Origin of the sequence: Azospirillum sp. B21, assembly GCF_008364825.1 — a bacterium.
Lineage (GTDB): Bacteria > Pseudomonadota > Alphaproteobacteria > Azospirillales > Azospirillaceae > Azospirillum.
The window spans coordinates 39,408-59,757 of sequence record NZ_VTTO01000011.1; the positions used below are offsets into that span (position 1 = coordinate 39,408).

4 protein-coding genes are annotated in these 20,350 nt (G+C 69.6%); all 4 read left to right on the plus strand.

All coding sequences use genetic code 11. From position 1 onward, the window contains the following. The first annotated feature begins 6 nt into the window (after window positions 1-6). The 4 genes from FZ983_RS22880 (at window position 7) to FZ983_RS22895 (ending at window position 20,346) form a co-directional block, all read left to right on the plus strand. Complete coding sequence (locus tag FZ983_RS22880) at window positions 7-1,482, plus strand: tetratricopeptide repeat protein (RefSeq protein WP_188092461.1); 1,476 nt, start codon at window positions 7-9, stop codon at window positions 1,480-1,482. Continuing rightward, window positions 1,469-3,241, plus strand: coding sequence for a tetratricopeptide repeat protein (locus FZ983_RS22885; protein WP_188092462.1), 1,773 nt, complete (start codon window positions 1,469-1,471; stop codon window positions 3,239-3,241). The genes FZ983_RS22880 and FZ983_RS22885 overlap by 14 nt, the downstream gene beginning before the upstream one ends. Then, the gene (locus FZ983_RS22890; protein ID WP_149225800.1) at window positions 3,241-5,115 is read left to right on the plus strand and encodes a glycosyltransferase family 41 protein; all 1,875 of its coding nucleotides are present in this window, start codon (window positions 3,241-3,243) and stop codon (window positions 5,113-5,115) included. The genes FZ983_RS22885 and FZ983_RS22890 overlap by 1 nt, the downstream gene beginning before the upstream one ends. Window positions 5,116-5,658: 543 nt before the next feature. Beyond that, window positions 5,659-20,346, plus strand: coding sequence for an Ig-like domain-containing protein (locus tag FZ983_RS22895; protein ID WP_149225801.1), 14,688 nt, complete (start codon window positions 5,659-5,661; stop codon window positions 20,344-20,346). Window positions 20,347-20,350: the final 4 nt, after the last annotated feature.

The following is a 20,350-nucleotide window of genomic DNA, read 5'->3' on the forward strand; positions in this document are numbered from 1 at the left end:
ACAGTCGTGGACGACGATTTCTTTCTCCGAACATTCGATCGGGGGGTGTCAAGCGTCCAGGAATCCAAGCTGCCGGATGCGGTGGCGTGCTTCCGAACCGCCGCCGCCCTGCATCCCGCGCATCCGGTGGTCTGGTTTCTGCTGGGAGTGACCCTGCGCACGATGGGCCGCGCGGAAGAGGCCGCGGCGGCGCTGCACGCGGCGCTTCGCCTGCGGCCCGAGCATCCCGACGCGCTCTTCCATCTCGCTTCCGCCCAACTGGACCTGCTGCGGCCGGACTTGGCCTTGCCGGCCTTGCGGCGCCTGATCGACCTGCAGCCCGATCGGATGGGCGCGGCCTTCGCGCTGGGCGGCGCGCTGATGGCGCTCGATGCCCCCGAGGAGGCGGAGCGCGCCTTCCGGCTGGCGGCGCTGCTGCAGCCCGATGGCGCGGCCTTGAACAACAATCTCGGGGCGGCGATCATGGCGCAGCGGCGGCCGGGCGCCGCCCTTGGGCATTTCCGGCGGGCCATCCGGATCGACCCGTCCCGGCCGGAGCATCGCAAGAATCTCGGTATTGCCCAACTCATGCGCGGCGAGTTGGAAGAGGGCTTCCGCGAATACGAATGGCGCATGGGCCAAGCGGTCTGGCAATGGAACCGGCGTTTTCCGGGCAAGCCGGTCTGGGACGGCGGTCCGCTCGCCGGCCGAACCATCCTGGTCCATTACGAGCAGGGGCTGGGCGACAGCGTGCAATTCGTCCGCTATTTCCCGCTGCTCAAGACCATGGGTGCGCGAACCGTCTTCGAGTGCCAGCCGGTGCTGAAGCGGCTGCTCGCCACCGCCCCCGGCATCGACGCGCTGGTGGCGCGGGGGGAGCCCTTGCCGGATTTCGATTGCTGCCTGTCCCTGATGAGCTTCCCGTACCGTTGCCGCACCGGGGCGGGTACGATCCCCCGGGACATTCCCTATCTGCGGGCCGATCCGGAGCGGGCGGCCTTCTGGCGTGAGCGGGTCCTTGGGCAAGCACGGCCGGGCGACCTCCGCGTCGGCATCCAGTGGCGCGCCGACGGCGGCGACCGCTCCATCCCGCTGGAGTGTTTCGAGCCGCTGTCGCAGCTTCCGGGCGCGCGGCTGTTCAGTCTGCAGCAGGTCACCGGGCTGGACGAGCTGGAGCGGCTGGGCAAGCGGTTCGCAATCATCGACTTGCCGGGCCGGCAAGCCGGGGCGGAGGGGTTCCTCGACACCGCCGCGCTCGCGGAGTGCATGGATCTGGTGGTTGCCTGCGATTCCGTGGTCGGGCATGTTGCCGGGGCTCTGGGCAAGCCGGTCTTCCTGGCGCTGCCCTGGTTGGGCGACTGGCGCTGGATGAATCATCCCGACCGCACGCCCTGGTATCCGGCGCATCGTCTTTTCCGCATGGCGCGCCGCAACGACTGGCACGGGGTCATGGCGCGGGTGGCCGAAGCCGTTGCGGAAGAGGTGTTTCGTGCCCGATCTTGATCCCGCCATCGCGCTCTACGAAGCCGGCCGCCCGGCAGAGGCCGCCGTCGCGTGCCTTGCCCTTCTGGAGGCGGGATCGCGTGACGCCGACATCCTCAACCTGCTGGGAGCCGCGCTCATCTCCACCGGCAACGGCGATGCGGCGGTGGGACCGCTGGAGGAGGCGGTGCAGATCGCTCCCACCCACCTTGCGGCGCGGTGCAATCTGGCGCTCCTGCGGCAGGAGCGGCGCGAGTGGGCGGCGGCGGAAGCGCATTTCGCCGTGCTTGCCTTGCTGGACCCGGCCTTTCGGCTCGCCCAGGACCGGCTCGGCACCGTGCGGCAGGAACGTGGCGATCTGGATGGGACCGTGCGTGCCCTGACACGGGCGGTCCGTCTCGATCCCCGCTCCGGGCTGGCGTGGTTCAATCTCGCCTCGGTGCGCATGCTGGCCGGCCTGTTCGATGAGGCCATCGCCGCGTTCCGCCACGCCATCGCCGAGGATCCCGCCGGCGCCCTCTCCCATGTCCAGCTCGGCGAGATGCTGTTGCGGTTGGGGGAGGTCGAGGCGGCGGCGGAGGTCTTCCGGCGGGGGATGAGGCTCGATCCGTCCATTCCGAACGCGGAAAGCGGGCTGGCCCGTTGCGGGCGCTACCGCGTCATGACCGCCACCCCGGGCATTCCGGCCGGCGGGGTGGCGATCCGCGGGCCGTTCGAGAGCGCCACGGGGTACGGCTATTTCTGTCAGCGCCTCATCCAGGCGTTGCGGGCAAGGCAGGTGCCGCTGGAGGCTGTCGGGATCAAGGGACTGGAATCCTGGCCGGGCGGCCCGCTCGACCGGTCCGTTCCGGCCCGGGCGATGGTGAACTGCCTCATTCCGCTGGCGGTGGAGCGGGTGCCGGGCCGTGCCACCGTGACCTTTTCCATGTTCGAGGGGACGCGCATTCCGCCGGCCTGGCGCCGGATGAGCGAGTTCAGCGACCTGATCGTCGTGCCGACCGAATCCTCGCGCCTTGCCTGGGCGGAGCAGGGCTTCCCCGAGGACCGCCTGCGCGTCTGTCCGCTCGGCGTCGATCCGGTGGCGGCGGGGAACGTCCCGGTCCTGGTCGCTCCCGGCGGTCGGCTGGTGTCGAGCTACCGGCACCGCTTCCTCAACGTCTCGGACTTCAACCCGCGCAAGAACATCGACGGGCTGCTGCGGGTCTGGCTGCGTGCCACCGCGTCCACGGACGATGCCGTGCTGATCCTGAAGCTCGGCCGGAACCTGGGGCCGGCGGCGCGGGCGGAACTCGGCACGCTGGTGCGGGGGGCGGAGCAGGCCGTCGGCCGATGTTTGTCGGATGCCGCGCCGGTGGTGCTGATCGACCGGCTGCTCAACGACGAGGAGATGACGGGGCTCCACCGCGCCGCCACCCATTACTGGAGCCTGTCGCATGGGGAGGGCTGGGACCTGCCCATGGCCACGGCTGGGGCCATGGGGCTGGGGCTGATCGCGCCCGCCCACTCCGCCTATCTCGCCTATCTCGACGAGGAAAGCGCGCGGCTCATCCCCTCGTCCGTCACACCCGCCCGCGTGCCGGGGCAGGAGGGTTTCCACCCGCCCTTCCACGGGTTGGACTGGTGGGTGCCGGACGAGGTGGCCGCCGTCGCGATCCTGGCGGGCATCATCCGGGGCGGGGATCGCCTGCCGTCCGCCCGCGACCGTCTGGGCGAGCGCTTCACCTGGGAACGCTCGGCCGACCGGCTGCTGGCCATCCTCGACGAGGCGGGGCTGCGCTGATGGGAACGGAGGAGGCCTTCGCCGCCGCGCTGGCGGATCATGAGTGCGGCCGGTTCACGGCGGCGGAAGCCGGCTACCGCGCCGTGCTCGCGCAGGAGCGCGGCCATCCGCAGGCCAACAACAATCTGGCTGTCCTGCTGCGCCGGGTGCAGCGCTGGGAGGCCGCCGCCGCTTGCCTTCGTATGGCCGTGGCGGGCTGGCCGGAGGACGCGGGCGTGCGGAGCAATCTCGCCTGCACGCTCGGCGACCAGGGGCGCGTCGTCGAGGCGCTTGCCGCGATGCGGGTCGCGCTCGCGCTCAGCCCGGAGGCTCCCGGTTCCTGGTTCAACGCCGGAAACCTGCTCAAGTCGGCGCAAAACCCGGAGGGCGCCAAGGCGGCTTACCGGAGGGCGATCCGCCTCGATCCCGACATGGGCGAGGCGCTGAGCAATCTCGGCGACTGTCAGCGCGAAGACGGGGCGCTGGCGCAGGCGGTGGACAGTTATCTGGCGGCGATCCGGGCGCGGCCGGACCTGCCGCAGCCCTTCGTCAACCTGGGCGAGGCGCTGAAGGAGCAGGGGCGCATTTCGGAGGCGATCGGCATTCTTCAGAAGGGGCTGGAGCATCACCCGGATATGGCGCTGATGCGCTCCAACCTGCTGCTGACCCTCCATTACTCGCCGTGGATTCCGCCCGAGGTCATCGCCCGCGCGCACAGGCATTGGAGCGAGCGTCACGCGCGGCCGCTCTTCGATGGCATGAAGCGCTTCGCCAACGACCGCGATCCGGACCGGCGCCTGCGGGTCGGATACGTGTCTCCGGACTTCTGCCATCACGCCTGCGCCCAGTTCATCGAGCCGCTGCTGCGCGAGCATGATCGTGGCACCGTGGAGGTCCTCTGCTATGCCACCGCGCGGCGGCGCGACGACATGACCTTGCGGATGGAGGCCCTGGCCGCCGACTGGCGGTCGCTGGCCGATCTCGACGATGCATCCGCGGCGGCGCTGATCGAGCGGGACCGTGTCGACATCCTGGTCGATCTGGCCGGCCATACGGCGGGCGGGCGGCCCCTGCTGTTCGCGCGGCGGCCGGCGCCGGTGCAGGTCACGTGGCTCGGCTATCCCGACACGACCGGCATGCCGGTAGTGGACTGGCGGCTGACCGACGCCATCGCCGACCCGCCAGGCGGAACCGACGGTCGGCACGCCGAGCGGCTGGTCCGGCTGCCGCGCGGTTTCCTCGCCTTCCAGCCGCCCGCCGGCGCGGGACCGGTCGCGGACCCGCCGGCACTCGTGAACGGCTTCGTCACCTTCGGCTCCTTCAACAGCTTGGCCAAGGTGACGCCGGAGGTGGTGCGGGTATGGTCCGCCCTGCTGGCGCGGGTGCCGTCGGCCCGGTTGTTGTTGAAAAGCCGGGGTTTCGAGGAGGTCGCGGTGCGGAGTGCCGTCCTTCGCGACTTCGCCCGCCGGGGCGTGCGGCCCGAGCGGATCGAACTCCTGGCGCCGGTGGAGTCCGTCGCCGATCACCTGCGGACCTACGACCGGCTGGACGTGGCGCTCGACCCTTTTCCCTACAATGGCACGACCACGACGTGCGAGGCCCTGTGGATGGGCGTTCCGGTCGTCACACTCGCCGGCCGTCATCATGTGGCGCGGGTCGGCGCAAGTCTGCTGTCCCGGTGCGGGCTGGACGAATTGGTCCGTCAGGATGAGGCCGGCTATGTCGAGGCGGCGACGGCATTGGCTGGCGACCTCGCGCGGCTCCGCGGGCTGCGCCGGGGCATGCGGGCGCGGCTGGAGGGCTCGGCGCTTCTCGATCACCGCGGCTTCGCGCGGTCGGTGGAAGAGGCTTACCGCGCCATGTGGCGCGATTGGACGTCGGACGGTCGTCCTTAAGCGCGTCGTCATGCGCTGCCGTGCCGTCGTACAACCACGAATCGCCGATCGGACCGTGGCCCAACTAGGTCCGGAAGCTGCTGCTCTCTCGGCCAACCATACCCGCGCCGAGCGGGAGGGAGGCGAAAATTCCGCCAAACCTCCAATCAGAGGGGCGCAATTACACAAAAATTTTTGTTGGCACTCAATCTTGAAGTTCTATGGTTAATTAGTTGTTAACTAATGTTAACAACTTCTTGGTGGATGTTTTTGTCACAAATCGACCGATTTTCATCTTGGACTTCTTTGATCCTGTCCCCTTAAGTTGTTATTGCGCGCCTGTCCCCAAGTAGAAGTTATGCATCTTCAGGTTATGCCGATGGGCAGGGTTTCGGTGCGCGGCGCATGTTTTTGAGACTGTGATCGTCAAGCTTCCTCTCGGGAAGCGTGCAAATGGGGACTGTGATGGCTGCCGGTGGAACTCTGACCCTGAGCTCGGGTTCGGACTATCTTTTCTCCAAAACGGAGACCTGGTCCGGAATCAAGGGGTTCGGCACGCGTGGCGTGGTGTTGGATTCCCAGGGATACACCATTGCTGTCACCAACCTCGATCACATCACCGGTGGCAGAAATGCTCCGGGCAGCCTCAAGAAGGACGTCATCCTACTGGCGGGCGCGGGCGGCAACACGATCACCGTCTCGGGTCTGGAAACGCTGATCGGCAGCGGCGGCGCCGACCGGGTCGTCGGCACCTCGACCGGCACGACCATGGCGGTGGAGTCGATCGAGACTTTCATCGGCGCCAGCAGCGGCACCAACCTGATCGTCCTGACCAACGACGCCGGCAATACGATGTCGGTGGCCTATCTGAAATCCATCGTCGGCAGCGCCGGCAAGGACATCATCAACTTCGGCGCCGACGGCCAGGTGGGGACCACCACCGCCGTCACGGCGGTCGAGACGTTGATCGGCACCTCGGGCGACGATCTCATAGCGACCATCGCGGGCGGCAGCAACACCGTCCAGGTAAATAACATCGAGGTGTTTCTCGGCAACGGCTCCAAGGCCGGGGAAACCGTGTTGCTCGGCTCGGCGGGCGGCACCATCGGTGCAAGCTTCATCGAGACGCTGATCGGCAGCAACGCCCACGATGTGTTCACGATGGGCTACAAGATCGGCACGGCCAACATGGCGACGGGCGGTGGCACCACCGCCGTGTCGATGATCGACACCATCGTCGGTGGAACCAGCACCAAGAACACCGCCATCCTGCTGGACGTCGGCACCACCGTTACGGTCGCCAGCCTCAACACGCTGATCGGCGGCGCCGGCAACGACGTCGTCAACATGACGTTCCGGGATGGAACGCCGATCGTCGGCACGGGCCCCATCGCCTGGAACACCGTCGGCAACACCATGCAGGTGGAAGCGCTCGAGACGGTGATCGGCACCGCCGGCGAAGACGCGCTCATGGTGGTCGGGAACACCGGCATCACGATGAGCGTCACGGCGATCGAGACGATCATCGGTCGGGGAGGTGCTGAAACGGTGCTGCTGGGCGCCGGCGGCAACACGGTCAAGGTCGCCTCCCTGGAAACGCTGATCGGCGGCGCCGGCAATGACGTCGTGTCCGTAACCGGCATCAGCGCCAGCGCCTACAATGGCATGACCACGATGGTGTCGTCGGTCGAGACGCTGATCGGCGGCGCCGGCAATGACGTGGTGTGGCTCACGGAAGCCGCGGGTACCGTCTATGTGTCCGGGATCGACACCGTCTTCGTGGGCGGTCAGGCCATGGAGATCGGCAATACCGAGCGGGTGCTGGTTTTCCCGATGGCGGTGTCGGCGCCCTCGGCCCCCAGTCTAAGTTCCGGCTCGGACACCGGCACCCTGGGCGATTCCAAGACGAATGCGACCCTGCCGACCCTGACCGGCACGGCCGCGGCGGGCAGCGTCGTCAATCTCTATGGCAACGGCATCGCGCTGGGCAGCGGGACCGCCGACGGGGCCGGCCAGTGGGCGGTCACGGCGACCACGGCGCTCGCCGACGGCACCTGGACGATGACGGCGAAGGCCGTCTCCTCCGGCATGGAGAGCGCGGCGTCGGGCGAGTTTCTGCTGACCATCGATGCGACGGCGCCGACAGCGCCGACCCTGTCCTACACGCCGGGCTCCGATAGCGGCCGCTCGTCCTCGGACGGAATCACCAACGTCAATACACCGACCGTGACGGGCACGGCCGAGGCGGGAAGCACGGTCACCCTGTATCTCGACGGGGTCGGCGTCGGAACCACGACCGCCAGCGGCGTCGGTGCCTGGGCGATCACCACGCCGACGGTCTCCCAGGGCAGCCACACCCTGACGGCGCGCGCGGTGGACACCGCCGGCAACACGAGCAATGCCTCGGCCGCCCTCACGCTCACGGTGGACACGACGGTTGCGGCTCCCACCGGCATCGCGCTGGCGACGGGGAGCGATACCGGAATCTTCGGTGACAACCTCACCGCCGTCAACACCCCGGCCATCGGCGGCACGGCGGAGGCCAACGCCGTCGTCAGCCTGTACAAGGACTCCAGCACCCTTCTCGGCAGCGCGACCGCCGATGGAAGCGGCGTCTGGCGGATGACGCTGGGCGCGCTGGGCGAAGGCGCACACACCCTCACCGCGCGCGCGGTCGATCCGGCGGGCAACAGCAGCGCCGCCTCCAACCCGTTCACCATCACCATCGACACCACGCCGCCGACCGCTCCCTCCGCGCCGTCGCTGACGGCGGCATCGGACAGCGGAAGCTCCTCCTCCGACCGGCTGACGAACGTCAGGACGCCGACCTTCACCGGCACGGCCGAGGCGAACAGCGTCATCGACCTCCTGGTCTCCGGCAGCGTGGTGGGAACCGGCACCGCCGACGGCTCCGGCGCCTGGACCGTGACCGCCGGCAGCCCCCTTGCGGACGGAAGCTGGTCCTTCTCCACCCGCTCGCGCGATGCGGCCGGGAACACGCGCGACGGCGTGGGGAGCCTGAACGTCACCATCGACAGCACGGCGGACGCGCCCGGCGGCCTGAAGCTGACCGCCGCCACCGACACCGGCCGCAGCACGACCGACGGCCTCACCAACCTGACCGCGCCCACCGTCGCCGGCACCGCTGCGGCCGGCAGCAGCGTGACGCTCTACGACGGCGCCCTGGCGATCGGCACGGTGACGGCCAACGGCCAAGGCAATTGGGAAATCGCCACCAGCGGCCTTACCGTCGGCACCCACACGCTGACGGCCAAGGCCGTCGATGCCGCAGGCAACACCAGCCTCGCCTCCGCCGCCTTCACGGTAACGGTGGACACCAGCGCCTCCGCACCGACCGGTCTGGCTCTGGCGACCGCCTCGGACACCGGCGTCACGGGGGATTCGAGGACGAATCTCACGACCCCCTCGGTCACGGGTATGGCCGAGGCCTCCAGCATCGTCCTTCTGTACGAAGGCTCCACTCTGCTTGGCCAAGCCACGGCGGGGGCCGATGGCGGCTGGACGGTCGCCTCATCCGCGTTGACCGGCGACGTTCACACCCTGACTGCCCGCGCCGTCGATCAGGCCGGCAACACCTCCGTTGCGAGCGGCGGCCTCGTCGTCAACATCGACCTGACGGCGCCGAACGCGCCGGGCGCGCTGGTGCTGAATTCGGACAGCGGCACGCCGAACGACAACCGGACCCAGGTGACGGCCCCGGTGATCGCGGGCACGGCCGAGGCCGGCAGCACCGTGCGGCTGTATGAGGGCGGCACCCTGCTCGGCACGGGCACGGCGGACCTTTCCACGGGCGCCTGGACGATCGCCTCCTCCAGCTTGGGGGAGGGGGCTCACACGCTGACCGCGCGGGCGGTGGACACCGCCGGCAACACGGGCGCCGCCTCCGCAGCGCTCGCCATCACGATCGACCGGACCTCGGCCACGCCGGGCGGCTTGGCGCTGAGCAGTTCCACCAACAGCGGCAGCCTGGCCGATGCCCTGACCAACGCTCTCGCCCCGACGATCACCGGTACGGCCGAAGCCGGCGCCACGGTCACGCTGTATGGCGGCGGTACGACCGCCAGTGCGACGGCCGACGGGTCGGGCCGCTGGGCCGCCACGATCACCGGCCTGACCGAGGGCGCCCACACCCTGACCGCCAGCGCCGTGGACGTGGCCGGCAACACCAGCCAGCCGTCCGCCGGCCTTGTCGTCAGCATCGACAGGACCGGGCCGGGGCTGTCTGCGCCGACGGCCGACACGGCCGGGCCATCGGGCCAGTTCACACCGATCCTGTCGGGGACCGCCGAAGCCAACAGCATCGTGACCCTGTATGACGGCGCCGTCGGTGCGGCGGTGCTCGGGGTCGTGACCGTCGACAACACCGGCTTGTGGTCGATCACCACGCCGGAACTCGGCGGCGGCACCCATACGATGACTGCGCGCGCGCTGGACGCGGCCGGCAACGAAACCATCACGACCACGGCGCTTTCAGTGACCGGGCGTGTCGGCGTGCCCGGCGGCCTGCAACTCGTCTCCGATTCCGGCGTCGCCAACGACGGGATCACCAATGTTGTCTCGCCGATCCTGACGGGAACGGCGCTTGCGGGCTCGACGGTCTCCCTCTACAGCGGTCTGACGCTGATCGGGACCGGCACGGCCGACGCCGTCAGCGGCCTGTGGACCATCGCCTCGACCGGCACGCTGACGGCCGGCAGCGCCCACACCCTGTATGCCAGGATCGATGCCTATGGGACGGTCCTCACCTCCTCGGGCCTGACGGTCACCATCGACACCACGGCGCCCGATCAGCCGGGGGCGCTGGCGTTGCAAGCGGGTTCGGACAGCGGCTCGAACGGCAGCGACCGCGTCACCAACCTCGAGGCGGTCACCGTCACCGGCACCGCCGAGGCGCGCAGCGTCGTCACGCTGTATGGCAACGATGGGACCACGGCGCTCGGCACGGCCACCGTCTCCGACGGCGGGATATGGTCGCTCGGCACGGGCTCGCTGGCGGCCGGCGTCCACACGCTCACCGCCCGTGCGGTCGACATCGCCGGCAACACCGGCGCCGCGTCCAGCGGCCTTGTCGTCACCATCGACCGCACGGCCGCCGCTCCGACCGGCCTCGCCCTGGCGAGCGGATCCGACACGGGCTTGGCGGGCGATGCGATCACCAGGGTCCTGGCCCCGACCATCACCGGGACGGCGGAAGCCAACGGCACCGTCTCGCTGTACAACGGCTCCAATCTTGTCGGCACCGCCACCGTGGACGGCTCCGGCAACTGGTCGGTGACCGCCTCCGCGCTCGGCAACGGCACGCACAGCCTGACCGCGCGCGTCGTTGACGTCGTCGGCAACACCAGCGACGCCTCCTCGGCCTTCGTGGTCACCGTCGACACGACGGCGCCCGACGCGCCGGGCGGACTGTCGATCGACCCGGCCGACGACAGCGGCGTCCGCGACAACGTCACCAACATCCGTGCGCAGACCGTCACCGGAACGGCGGAAGCCGGCGCCACCGTCGTCCTGTACGACGGCGCCACCGCGCTCGGCACCCAGGTGGCGACGGGCGGGGCCTGGACGATCGGGACGGGCACGCTTGGCGCGGGCGGGCACACGCTGACGGCACGGGCCATCGACGCGGCCGGCAACACGGGAGCCGCCTCGGCGGCGCTGACCGTCACCATCGATCTGTCCACCCCGGCCCCGAGCGCCATGGCCCTGACGGCGGCGTCGGACACCGGCTACAGCGCCACGGACCGCATCACCAACGCCACGACTCTGTCGCTGACCGGCTCAGCCGAGGCGAACAGCTCCGTCACCCTCTATGACGGGATCGTCGGCAGCCTGACGCCGCTGGCGACCCTGGTCGCGGACGGCAACGGAGTCTGGTCCTACACCGGAACCGCGTTCGCCGAGGGCACGCACACCCTCACCGCCACGGCGGTGGACCCCAGCGGCAACACGTCGAGCGGCGCCGGCACGCTGGTGGTGACGGTCGACCTGACCGTCGATGCGCCCGGCACGCCGGCCCTGGCCCTTGCCTCGGACACCGGGGTGGCGGGCGACGGGAAGACCCGCCTGCTCGCGCCCACCTTCACCGGCACGGTGGAGAGCGGCGCCGTGGTGTCCCTGTACGACGGCGGCAATTTCGTCGGCATGGGCACGGCCAACGGCTCGGGCGTCTACACCATCGAGACGCCGCTGAGCAGCGGGGCGCACACGATCACGGCCCGCGTCGTCGACGCCGCCGGCAACGCCACGGCAGCCGCCTCGGCCCCGCTGGTCATCACCATCGACGCCATCGCACCCGACGCGCCCTCCGCGCCGTCGCTGGATTCAGCATCCGACAGCAGCACGCAGGGCGATTTCATCACGTCCGACGCCACCCCGACCGTGACCGGCACGGCGGAGGCACTCAGCACCGTCCACCTCTACAGCGGCGGTGTAAGCGTCGGAGCGGCGACCGCCGACGGGACGGGGGCCTGGACGATCACCGCCGGCAGCCTGTCCGATGGCGTCAACACGCTGACCGTCCGGTCCGTGGACGACGCGGGCAACACCAGCAGCGCCTCGGGCTCGCTTCTGCTGACCATCGACACCACGCCCCCGACCCCGGGTCGCCTGGCATTGACGGCGGCGACCGACAGCGGTCGCGTCGGCAACGACGCGGTCACGTCGGTGACGGCGCCGGTCATCACCGGCACTGCCCAGGCCGGCAGCATCGTCACTCTCTACTACCCGGACGGCGTCACCGTGCTGGGCAACGCGACGGTGGACAGCCTCGGCCAATGGTCGGTGGCCAGCCCGACACTGGGCGAGGGCCTGTATACGCTGTCGGCCCACGCCGTCGATCCGGCCGGCAACACGGCGCTCGTGGCGGCGGCGCTGATCATCAACGTCGACCTTACCGTGCTGCCGTCGTCGGCGCCCAGCCTGACCGCCGGCTCCGATACCGGTCTGCCGAACGATCTGCTCACCAACGACACCACCCCCACGGTGAGCGGAAGCGCCGAAGCGAACAGCGTCATCACCCTCTACGACGGTACCACGCTCGTCGGCACGGGTACCGCCGACGGTTCGGGGAACTGGTCGGTGACCACGGGGACGCTCATCAGCGGCAGCCACACGCTGGTTGCCCGCGTCACCGATCTGGCCGGCAACAACACAGCCGCGGCCTCCGCTCCGCTGATCGTCACCATCGATACCGAGAACCTCACGATGTCGAACCTGGCCTTTGCGGCCGGGGACGACACCGGGGCGTCGGCCAGCGACGGGCTGACCAAGCTCGCCACGCCGAGGATCGTCGGCACGGCGGAGAGCTTCAGCGTCGTCACCCTGTATGAAGGAAACACCAGCGTCGGCTCGGCAACGGCGGACGCAACCGGCGCCTTCTCCCTCACCACGAATGCCTTGTCGCAGGGCAACCACTCCCTGACCGCGCTCAGCGTCGACCGGGCGGGCAACACCTCCACGGTGTCGAGCAGCATCGTGCTGTCGGTCGACCTATCGACCCCGCAGCCCAGCCTGCTCATGGCCGTCTCGTCCGACAGCGGCATCTCGAACAGCGACCGCATCACCAACAACCAGATCCTGCCGCTGAGCGGCACGGCCGAGGCGGACAGCACCGTCGTCCTGTATGACGGCCTGACCGCATTCGGCACGGTCGTCGCCGACAGCCTGGGCGGCTGGTCGCTGCCGTCCCCCTCGCTGGCGGCGGGCAGCCACAGCCTGACCGCGGAGGCGACCGACCTCGCCGGAAACCGCTCGACCTCCGCGGTTCTCGTGGTCACCATCGACACCGTTGCGGCGGTGCCCTCGCTGGGCCTGTCGGCCGCGAGCGACACCGGAGTCACCGGCGACCGCATCACCAACGATGCCACGCCCGATTTCACGGGCACGACGGAGGCCGGCGGGTTCGTCTCGCTTTATGAAGGCACCACCCTGCGCGGGTCGACAACCGCAGATGGCGCAGGCCTGTGGACCATCACCAGCAGCCAGATGGGCAACGGCCCGCATACGCTGACCGCGCGCGGCATGGATGCGGCCGGCAACACCAGCGTTCTGTCCCCGGCGGTGGTGATCACCATCGATACGGTCGTGCCGAATGCGCCGACCGGTGTCACGCTTGCGACCGCTTCCGACAGCGGTGCATCGAACACCGACCGTCTCACCAACATCGCGACGCCCACCCTGTCCGGTTCGGCCGAGGCCAACAGCACGGTCACGCTCTACAGCGGTTCCACGGCCGTCGGCACGGCAACCGCTGGCGGCAGCGGGGGCTGGACCGTCACCGCCGCGTCGCTGGCCGATGGCGTGAACACACTCACGGTGAAGGCGACCGATGCAGCCGGCAACACCAGTGCCGCCAGTTCGCCGCTGACCGTCACCATCGACACCGTCCAGGCCGCGCCCGGCACCCCGGTCCTGGGCGCTGCCTACGACAGCGGAACCTCCAGCTCGGACGGCATCACCAGGATCGTCAACCCGACGATCACCGGCACGGGCGAGGCGGGCAGCGTCGTCACCCTTTACGACGGCGGCGTGAGCTACGGCTCCGCCACCGTGAACGGGCTGGGCGTCTGGTCGATCGCCACCGGCACACTGGTCCCGGGCACCCGGACCCTCACCGCCAGAGCGATCGACCGCGCCGGCAACAGTTCGGTCGCTTCCGCCGGGCTGGTCATCACGATCGACACCTCGGCGGCTGCGCCGGGGACGCCGTCGCTCGTCGTCGACAGCGGCGCCTCCAGCACCGACCGGCTGATCAACACCGGTTCGCCGACCCTCACCGGCACGGCCGAGGCGAACGGCCTCGTTCGGCTCTATGACGGAGCCAGCCTCATCGGATCCGGGACGGCGAACGGTTCGGGCATCTGGACGATCGCGGCCAGCGGGCTGGGCGCGGGTGCGCACACGCTTTCGGCCCGGATGGTCGATGCCGCCGGGAACACCAGCGATCCGTCCGCTACGTTGACCATCACCATCGACACCACGGCGCCAAGCGCGCCGGGGACCCCGTCGCTCAGCGCCGGTTCGAACAGCGGATCCACGTCCGACCGCATCACCTCGGTCTTCACGCCGACCATCACCGGTTCGGCCGAGGCGAACAGCATCATCACGCTGTACGACGGCACGACGGCGCTCGGCACAGTGACGGCCGACGGCAACGGTGCCTGGTCGACCACCACGCCGTCGCTGGCCGATGGCGCGCACACGCTGTCCGTGGTCGCGCTCGACCTGGCCGGCAACACCAGCGCCGCGTCCACGGCGCTGACGGTCACCATCGACACCACGGCGGCGGCTCCGACGGGGCTCGCCCTGGCCGCCGTCTCCGACACCGGCATCCGGGGCGACAACCTGACCTCCGCCACAACCCCGACCATCACCGGCCGGGCGGAAGCGGGGAGCGTCGTCACGCTGTCGAACGGCTCGGGGGCGCTCGGCACCGGCACCGCCGACAGCACGGGCGCCTGGTCGATCACCAGTTCCCTTCTGGAGGGCGGCACCGGAACGGCGCATTCGCTGTTCGCTACCATCGTCGACGTGGCGGGCAACACCAGCTCCGCGTCCGCGTCGCTGACCTTCACCATCGATACCGTGCCGGATGCGGTCTCGATCGAGCTTGCCCCGTCTTCGGACACCGGCTCCTCCAACAGCGACCGGATCACCTCCGACACCATGCCGGCGCTCACCGGCACGGCGGGCCCCGGCCGGCTTGTTACCATCTCGAGCGCGTTCAACGGAGGAACGGCCGCAGACATCGGAACGGTGACGGCGGACGCCATCACCGGCGCCTGGAGCTTCACGCCGTCGAGTTCTCTTGCCGCGGGTGTCTACAACTTCGGGATATCCTCCTTCGACAACGCGGGGAACTCCGGCGTCAACGGTGTCACCGTCACCATCGACCTCACCGCCGATAAACCCGGCGGGCTGGCTCTCGCCACCGGATCGGACAGCGGTCGGAGCACGACCGACAAGAAGACGAATGTTGCGACACCGACCATCACCGGCACCGCGGAAGCGGGCAGCACCGTCATGCTGTACGACAATGGCGGCTCCATCGGGACGGTCACGGCAAGCCAACTCGGCACCTGGTCCTTCACCACGCCGACGCGGGCCGACGGCACCCACACCTTCACGGCCAGGGCCGTCGACGTCACCAACAACACCAGCGAACTCTCCGACGAGTTGATCGTCACCATCAGCACGCAGGCGGCCGTGCCGAGCGGTCTTGTCCTGACGACCGACTCCGGCAGCAGCGCGACCGACAACAAGACCAACGTGGCGTCGCCGACGATCAGCGGCACGGCGGAAGCCTCCAACATCGTCATGCTGTATGACGGCGCGGCGCTGGTCGGCATGTCGACGGCGGGTGTCGACGGCAACTGGACGGTCCAGGCCATCGGACTGGCCGACGGCGAGCGCACCCTGACGGCGACGACCATCGACCAGTTCGGCAACACCAGTGCCGCCTCGGCCGCCCTGCTGGTCACCATCGACACCGCCGCACCCCAGCCTTCGTCGCTCGCCTTGACGGCGGGTTCCAACAGCGGCGCGACCACCGACCTCGTGACCAACAGCACGACGCCGGTCCTGACCGGGACGGCGGAGGCGGGCAGCGTGGTCATGCTGTATGACGGCGCCACCCTTCTGAACACGACGACGTCCGACGGCGCCGGCGCCTGGACGATGAGCTCGGCGTCGCTGAGCGCGGGCACGCACAGCCTGACCGTCATCTCCCGCGATGTGGCGGGCAACACCGGCGCGGCTTCGGCTGCGCTCGTCGTCACCATCGATCTCACCTCGACCACGCCGACGGGGCTGGGGCTGGGCACCGGCTCCGACAGCGGTGCGCTGACAACCGACCGTATCACCAACGTCGCCACGCCCACCGTCCTAGGTGCAGCGGAGGCGAACAGCGTCGTCACGCTGCACGACGACGTCAGCGGCCAGAACGTCGGCACGGCCACCGCCGACGGGTCCGGCGTCTGGTCCATCGACATTGCCTCGACGCTCTCCAGCGGTACGCATTCGCTGACCGCGACCGCCGTCGATGTCGCGGGCAACACCAGCGCCGCCGGGGTGCTCGTCGTCACGATCGACACGACTGCCGCCGTTCCGACCACGCCGGTGCTGACGGCGGGCTCCGACCTTGGACGTTCGAACAGCGACCGGCTGACATCCGACCGCACGCCCACGGTGAGCGGCAGTGCGGAGGCCAACAGCGTCATCACCCTGTACGACGGCAGCGTCTTCGTCGGGCTGGGGACCGCCGGCAGTGACGGCCTGTGGTCGGTGACGGCCGGCGCCCTGACCGAGGGCGCGCACACGCTCACCGTGCGGGCGACAGACGTGGCCGGAAACACCAGTGACGCCTCGGGCGAGCTGGTCGTGACCATCGACCTGACGACGGCCGTCCGTTCGATCATGCGGGCGAGCGGAAGCGCGGGCGCCAACAGCATCGTCACCCTCTACGAGGGCGTGAACCTCGCCGGGGAGGGCATCAACGTCTTCGGGTCGGCAACCGCTGACTCCAACGGTCTGTGGACCCTGCTGGCAAGCGACCTGGGCGTGGCCGACTACACCTTGACGGCGGTGGCGCCCGGCGCGAACAGCGGCACCGCAGGGGCGTCCGCTCCGCTCGTGACCATCGATGTCGTGACGCCGGTCCGCTCGATGCTGCTGGCCCAGGCGTCCGACACCGGCAGCGGGCGCGACGACCTGCTGACCAACGATACCACGCCGACGCTCATCGGAATGGTCGAGGCGGACAGCGTGGTCACGCTGTACGACGGCAACCTCGCGGTGGGAACCACGACAGCCGATGGCACCGGCGCCTGGACGATCACCTCGGCGACGCTGAACACTGGTCTGCGTCAGCTTTCGGTTACGACGGTCGACCGGGCCGGGAACACGGCCACCTCCGCGTCGGGGCTGGCGGTGACGATCGACACGACCGCACCGTCGGCGCCCGCGATCCCGGCGCTGAGTCCCGACAGCAACAGCGGCCGTCTCAACAACCTCGTGACCAACGTCCGGCAACCGGTGCTGACCGGCAACGCCGAGGCGAACGCGCACATCCTGCTGTATGCCAACGGCACGCTGGTGGGCGAGACCGATGCAGATGCGTCCGGGAACTGGTCGGGAAGCACCTCGACGCTGAGCCTCGGCGCCCAGACCATGACCGTCAGGGCCGTGGACGCGGCGGGCAACACCTCGTCGCCAAGCAGCGGCCTGACCCTGACCATCACGCCGGAAAGCGCCGCTCCGACCGGCATCGGGTTGGCGCCGGCGTCCGACAGCGGCGTCCAGGCCGACCGGCTGACCAACGACAGGACCCCGACCATCACCGGATCGGCGGTGGCGAACAGCGTCGTGACGCTGTACGACTACATCACGGTCGTCGGGACCGGGACGGCGGACGGCAACGGCCTCTGGTCGATCACCACCGGAAACCTGAGCGGGTCGAGCTACACCTTCACCGCCACGGCCATAGATCCCGACGGGGTCGAATCGCCGCTGTCGGCGCCCTTCTTCTTCAGCATCGACACCACGGCGCCCACGGCGCCGGGCAACCTCGACCTTGCCAACGACGACGACACCCTGACGAACAACGCCACGCCGCCGATCACCGGCACGGCGGAGGCGGGCAGCACGGTGCTGCTGTACGACGGCAACCTCCTCGTCGGCTCGGCCACGGCCGACAGCGGGGGCGTGTGGACGGTCAGCCCGTCCTCGGCGCTGTCCGACGCGGCGCACAGCCTCACCGTCCGTGCGGTCGATGCCGCCGGCAACACCTCGGCGGCGTCCAGTGCGCTGACCGTGACCGTCGACACCGTCGCGGCGCCCCCCGGCGCCCTCGATCTGACGACGGACAGCGGCGCCAGCAGCACCGACAACCTGACCAACATCGTCACGCCGACCATCGTCGGCACGGCGGAGGCCGGCAACAGGGTCGTTCTGTACGATGGCGGCACCGCAGTCGGGACGGCCACTGCTGGCGGCGGCGGGCTCTGGACGATCGCGGCCTCCTCCTTGTCCGACGCGGCGCACACGCTCACCGCCAAGGCCTTCGATGCGGCCGGCAACACCTCGGCGGCTTCCGGCGGGCTGATCGTCACCATCGACACCGCCGTGGCGGCGCCGACGGGCCTTGGCCTCGCCAACGATCTCGACGCGCTGACCAACACCACCACGCCGACGATCACCGGTACCGCCGAGGCGGGCAGCACCATCGTCCTGTACGAAGGGGCGCTCTCACTCGGTACGGTGACGGCGGATTCGACCACCGGCGCCTGGAGCCTCTCCCCGGCCTCGCTGAGCGAGGGGGCCCACACGCTGAGCGCGACTGCCGTCGACCGGGCGGGCAACAGTTCTTCCGCGTCCAGCGCGTTCATCGTGACCGTCGATACGGTGGCGCCGACCCTTCTGGCGGCGCTCTCCGTCAACGGAAGCGTGTTGACCCTGACCTTTGCCGAGACGGTGAGCCTCGCTGTGGCTCCCCATCAGACCACCGGCATGAGTGTCATGGTCGACGGCACGCCGCGCGCTATCACCGCCGCCACCGGTACGGGCAGCAACACCGTGACCCTGACGCTCGCGTCTGCCGTGTCTCACGGGCAGGCCGTGACCTTCAGCTACGATGCGACGCTGTCCGGCAGCGCCCTGTCCGACCAGGCGGGCAACGAGATGGCCAACCTTGTCGGGCAGGCGATCGCCAATGCCACTCCCTCGCCGCCTCTGCCACCTCCGCCGCCGCCGACGACGGTGGTGGACGGCGTGCCGCTGACGACGACGACCGGCACGGACAGCATCGGTCGCCCCACGGAGACCGTGGTGATCGCCCCGGTCACGGAGAACCGGACCGACACCGATGCCAAGACCGCCTTGGCGGACGTGCCGTTGGCCGGAACCGGTACCAACCCGGTGTTGGAGGCCAGCCTGCCGACGGGCGTGGGCATGACCGCCACCGGCACCACCTCCGGCCTGACGCTGGGCGAGTTGGCGACCGCCTTCTCCAGCCAGTTGGGCAGGCTGGGCACCGACGCGCCGACCAATTCGACCGTGCCCAACGCCGGCCTCACCCAGTTGCTGCCGTCCACCAGCACGGTGACGCTGCGGAGCGTTACGCCCACGGTCGCTTCGGGGCAGGCACCGACCACGCCGATCACCATCACCGGCTCGGCTCCGGCCGGTCAGGCCTCGGCCGTGCTGCTGGATGCGCGTCAGCTTCCGGCCGGGACGGTGGTGAACCTGCAGAACGTGGACTACGCCGTCATCACCGGCGCGGTCACGGTGGGTGGCGGTGCCGGTTCGAACGTGGCGATCGGCGACGGCGCCAACCAGACCATCATCCTGGGCGCCGATGACGACACGCTGCGTGGCGGCGGCGGCGACGACGTGGTCGGCAGCCGGGAGGGCCGGGACCTGCTCTATGGCGATGCCGGCAACGACACGGTGTTCGGCGGGCTCGGCTACGACCGCCTGTCGGGCGGCACCGGTGACGACCTGCTGCGCGGCGATGAAGGCGTCGATGCCGTACGGGTTGAGGCGAACTTCGCCGATGTGCTGATCGCCCACGGCGCATACGGCTCGCTGACGATGGCCCACGCCACACTGGGTATCGATCGGTTGGAAAGCGTCGAGATCCTGCGTTTCAACGACCGGGTGGTCCTTGTCAACGCGCCCACCGGCATCGTCGGCGACACCGGTGCCTCGCAGATCAGCGAGACGCTGTACCTCGCCCGCAATCCGGACGTGGCGCAGGCGGTGGCGCGCGGCGAGTTCGCCAGCGGCATGGACCATTACCAGCGCTTCGGCGCAGCGGAAGGCCGGCTGAAACCGGTGGCGCTCGACGAGGCCTTCTACCTGTCCCAGAACGCGGATGTCGCCAGGGCAGTCGCCGCCGGGCAGTTCACCAGCGGGCTGCAGCATTATCTGCTCCGTGGCGAAAAGGAAGGCCGCGATCCCAATGCGCTGTTCGATACGACATGGTATCTGGAGCACAACGCCGACGTCGTGGCAGCCCTTCAGGCGGGCACCATCGACAGCGCCTATGAGCATTACGAAAGGTTCGGCTGGAAGGAGGGCCGTACGCCGTCGGCGTGGATAGACACCAATGCCTATCTGGCAGCCAATCCGGACGTCGTTGCGGCCAAGGTTGACCCGATGACCCACTATCTGAACTTCGGCGCCCGCGAGGGACGGACGATCATCGCGGCGGACAGCGGCTTGTGGCTGAGCTGAGATG

Excerpts from the sequence above, each read along its gene's own strand:
- FZ983_RS22890 (WP_149225800.1), top strand. The coding sequence starts at position 3,241 with ATGGGAACGGAGGAGGCCTTCGCCGCCGCGCTGGCGGATCATGAGTGC.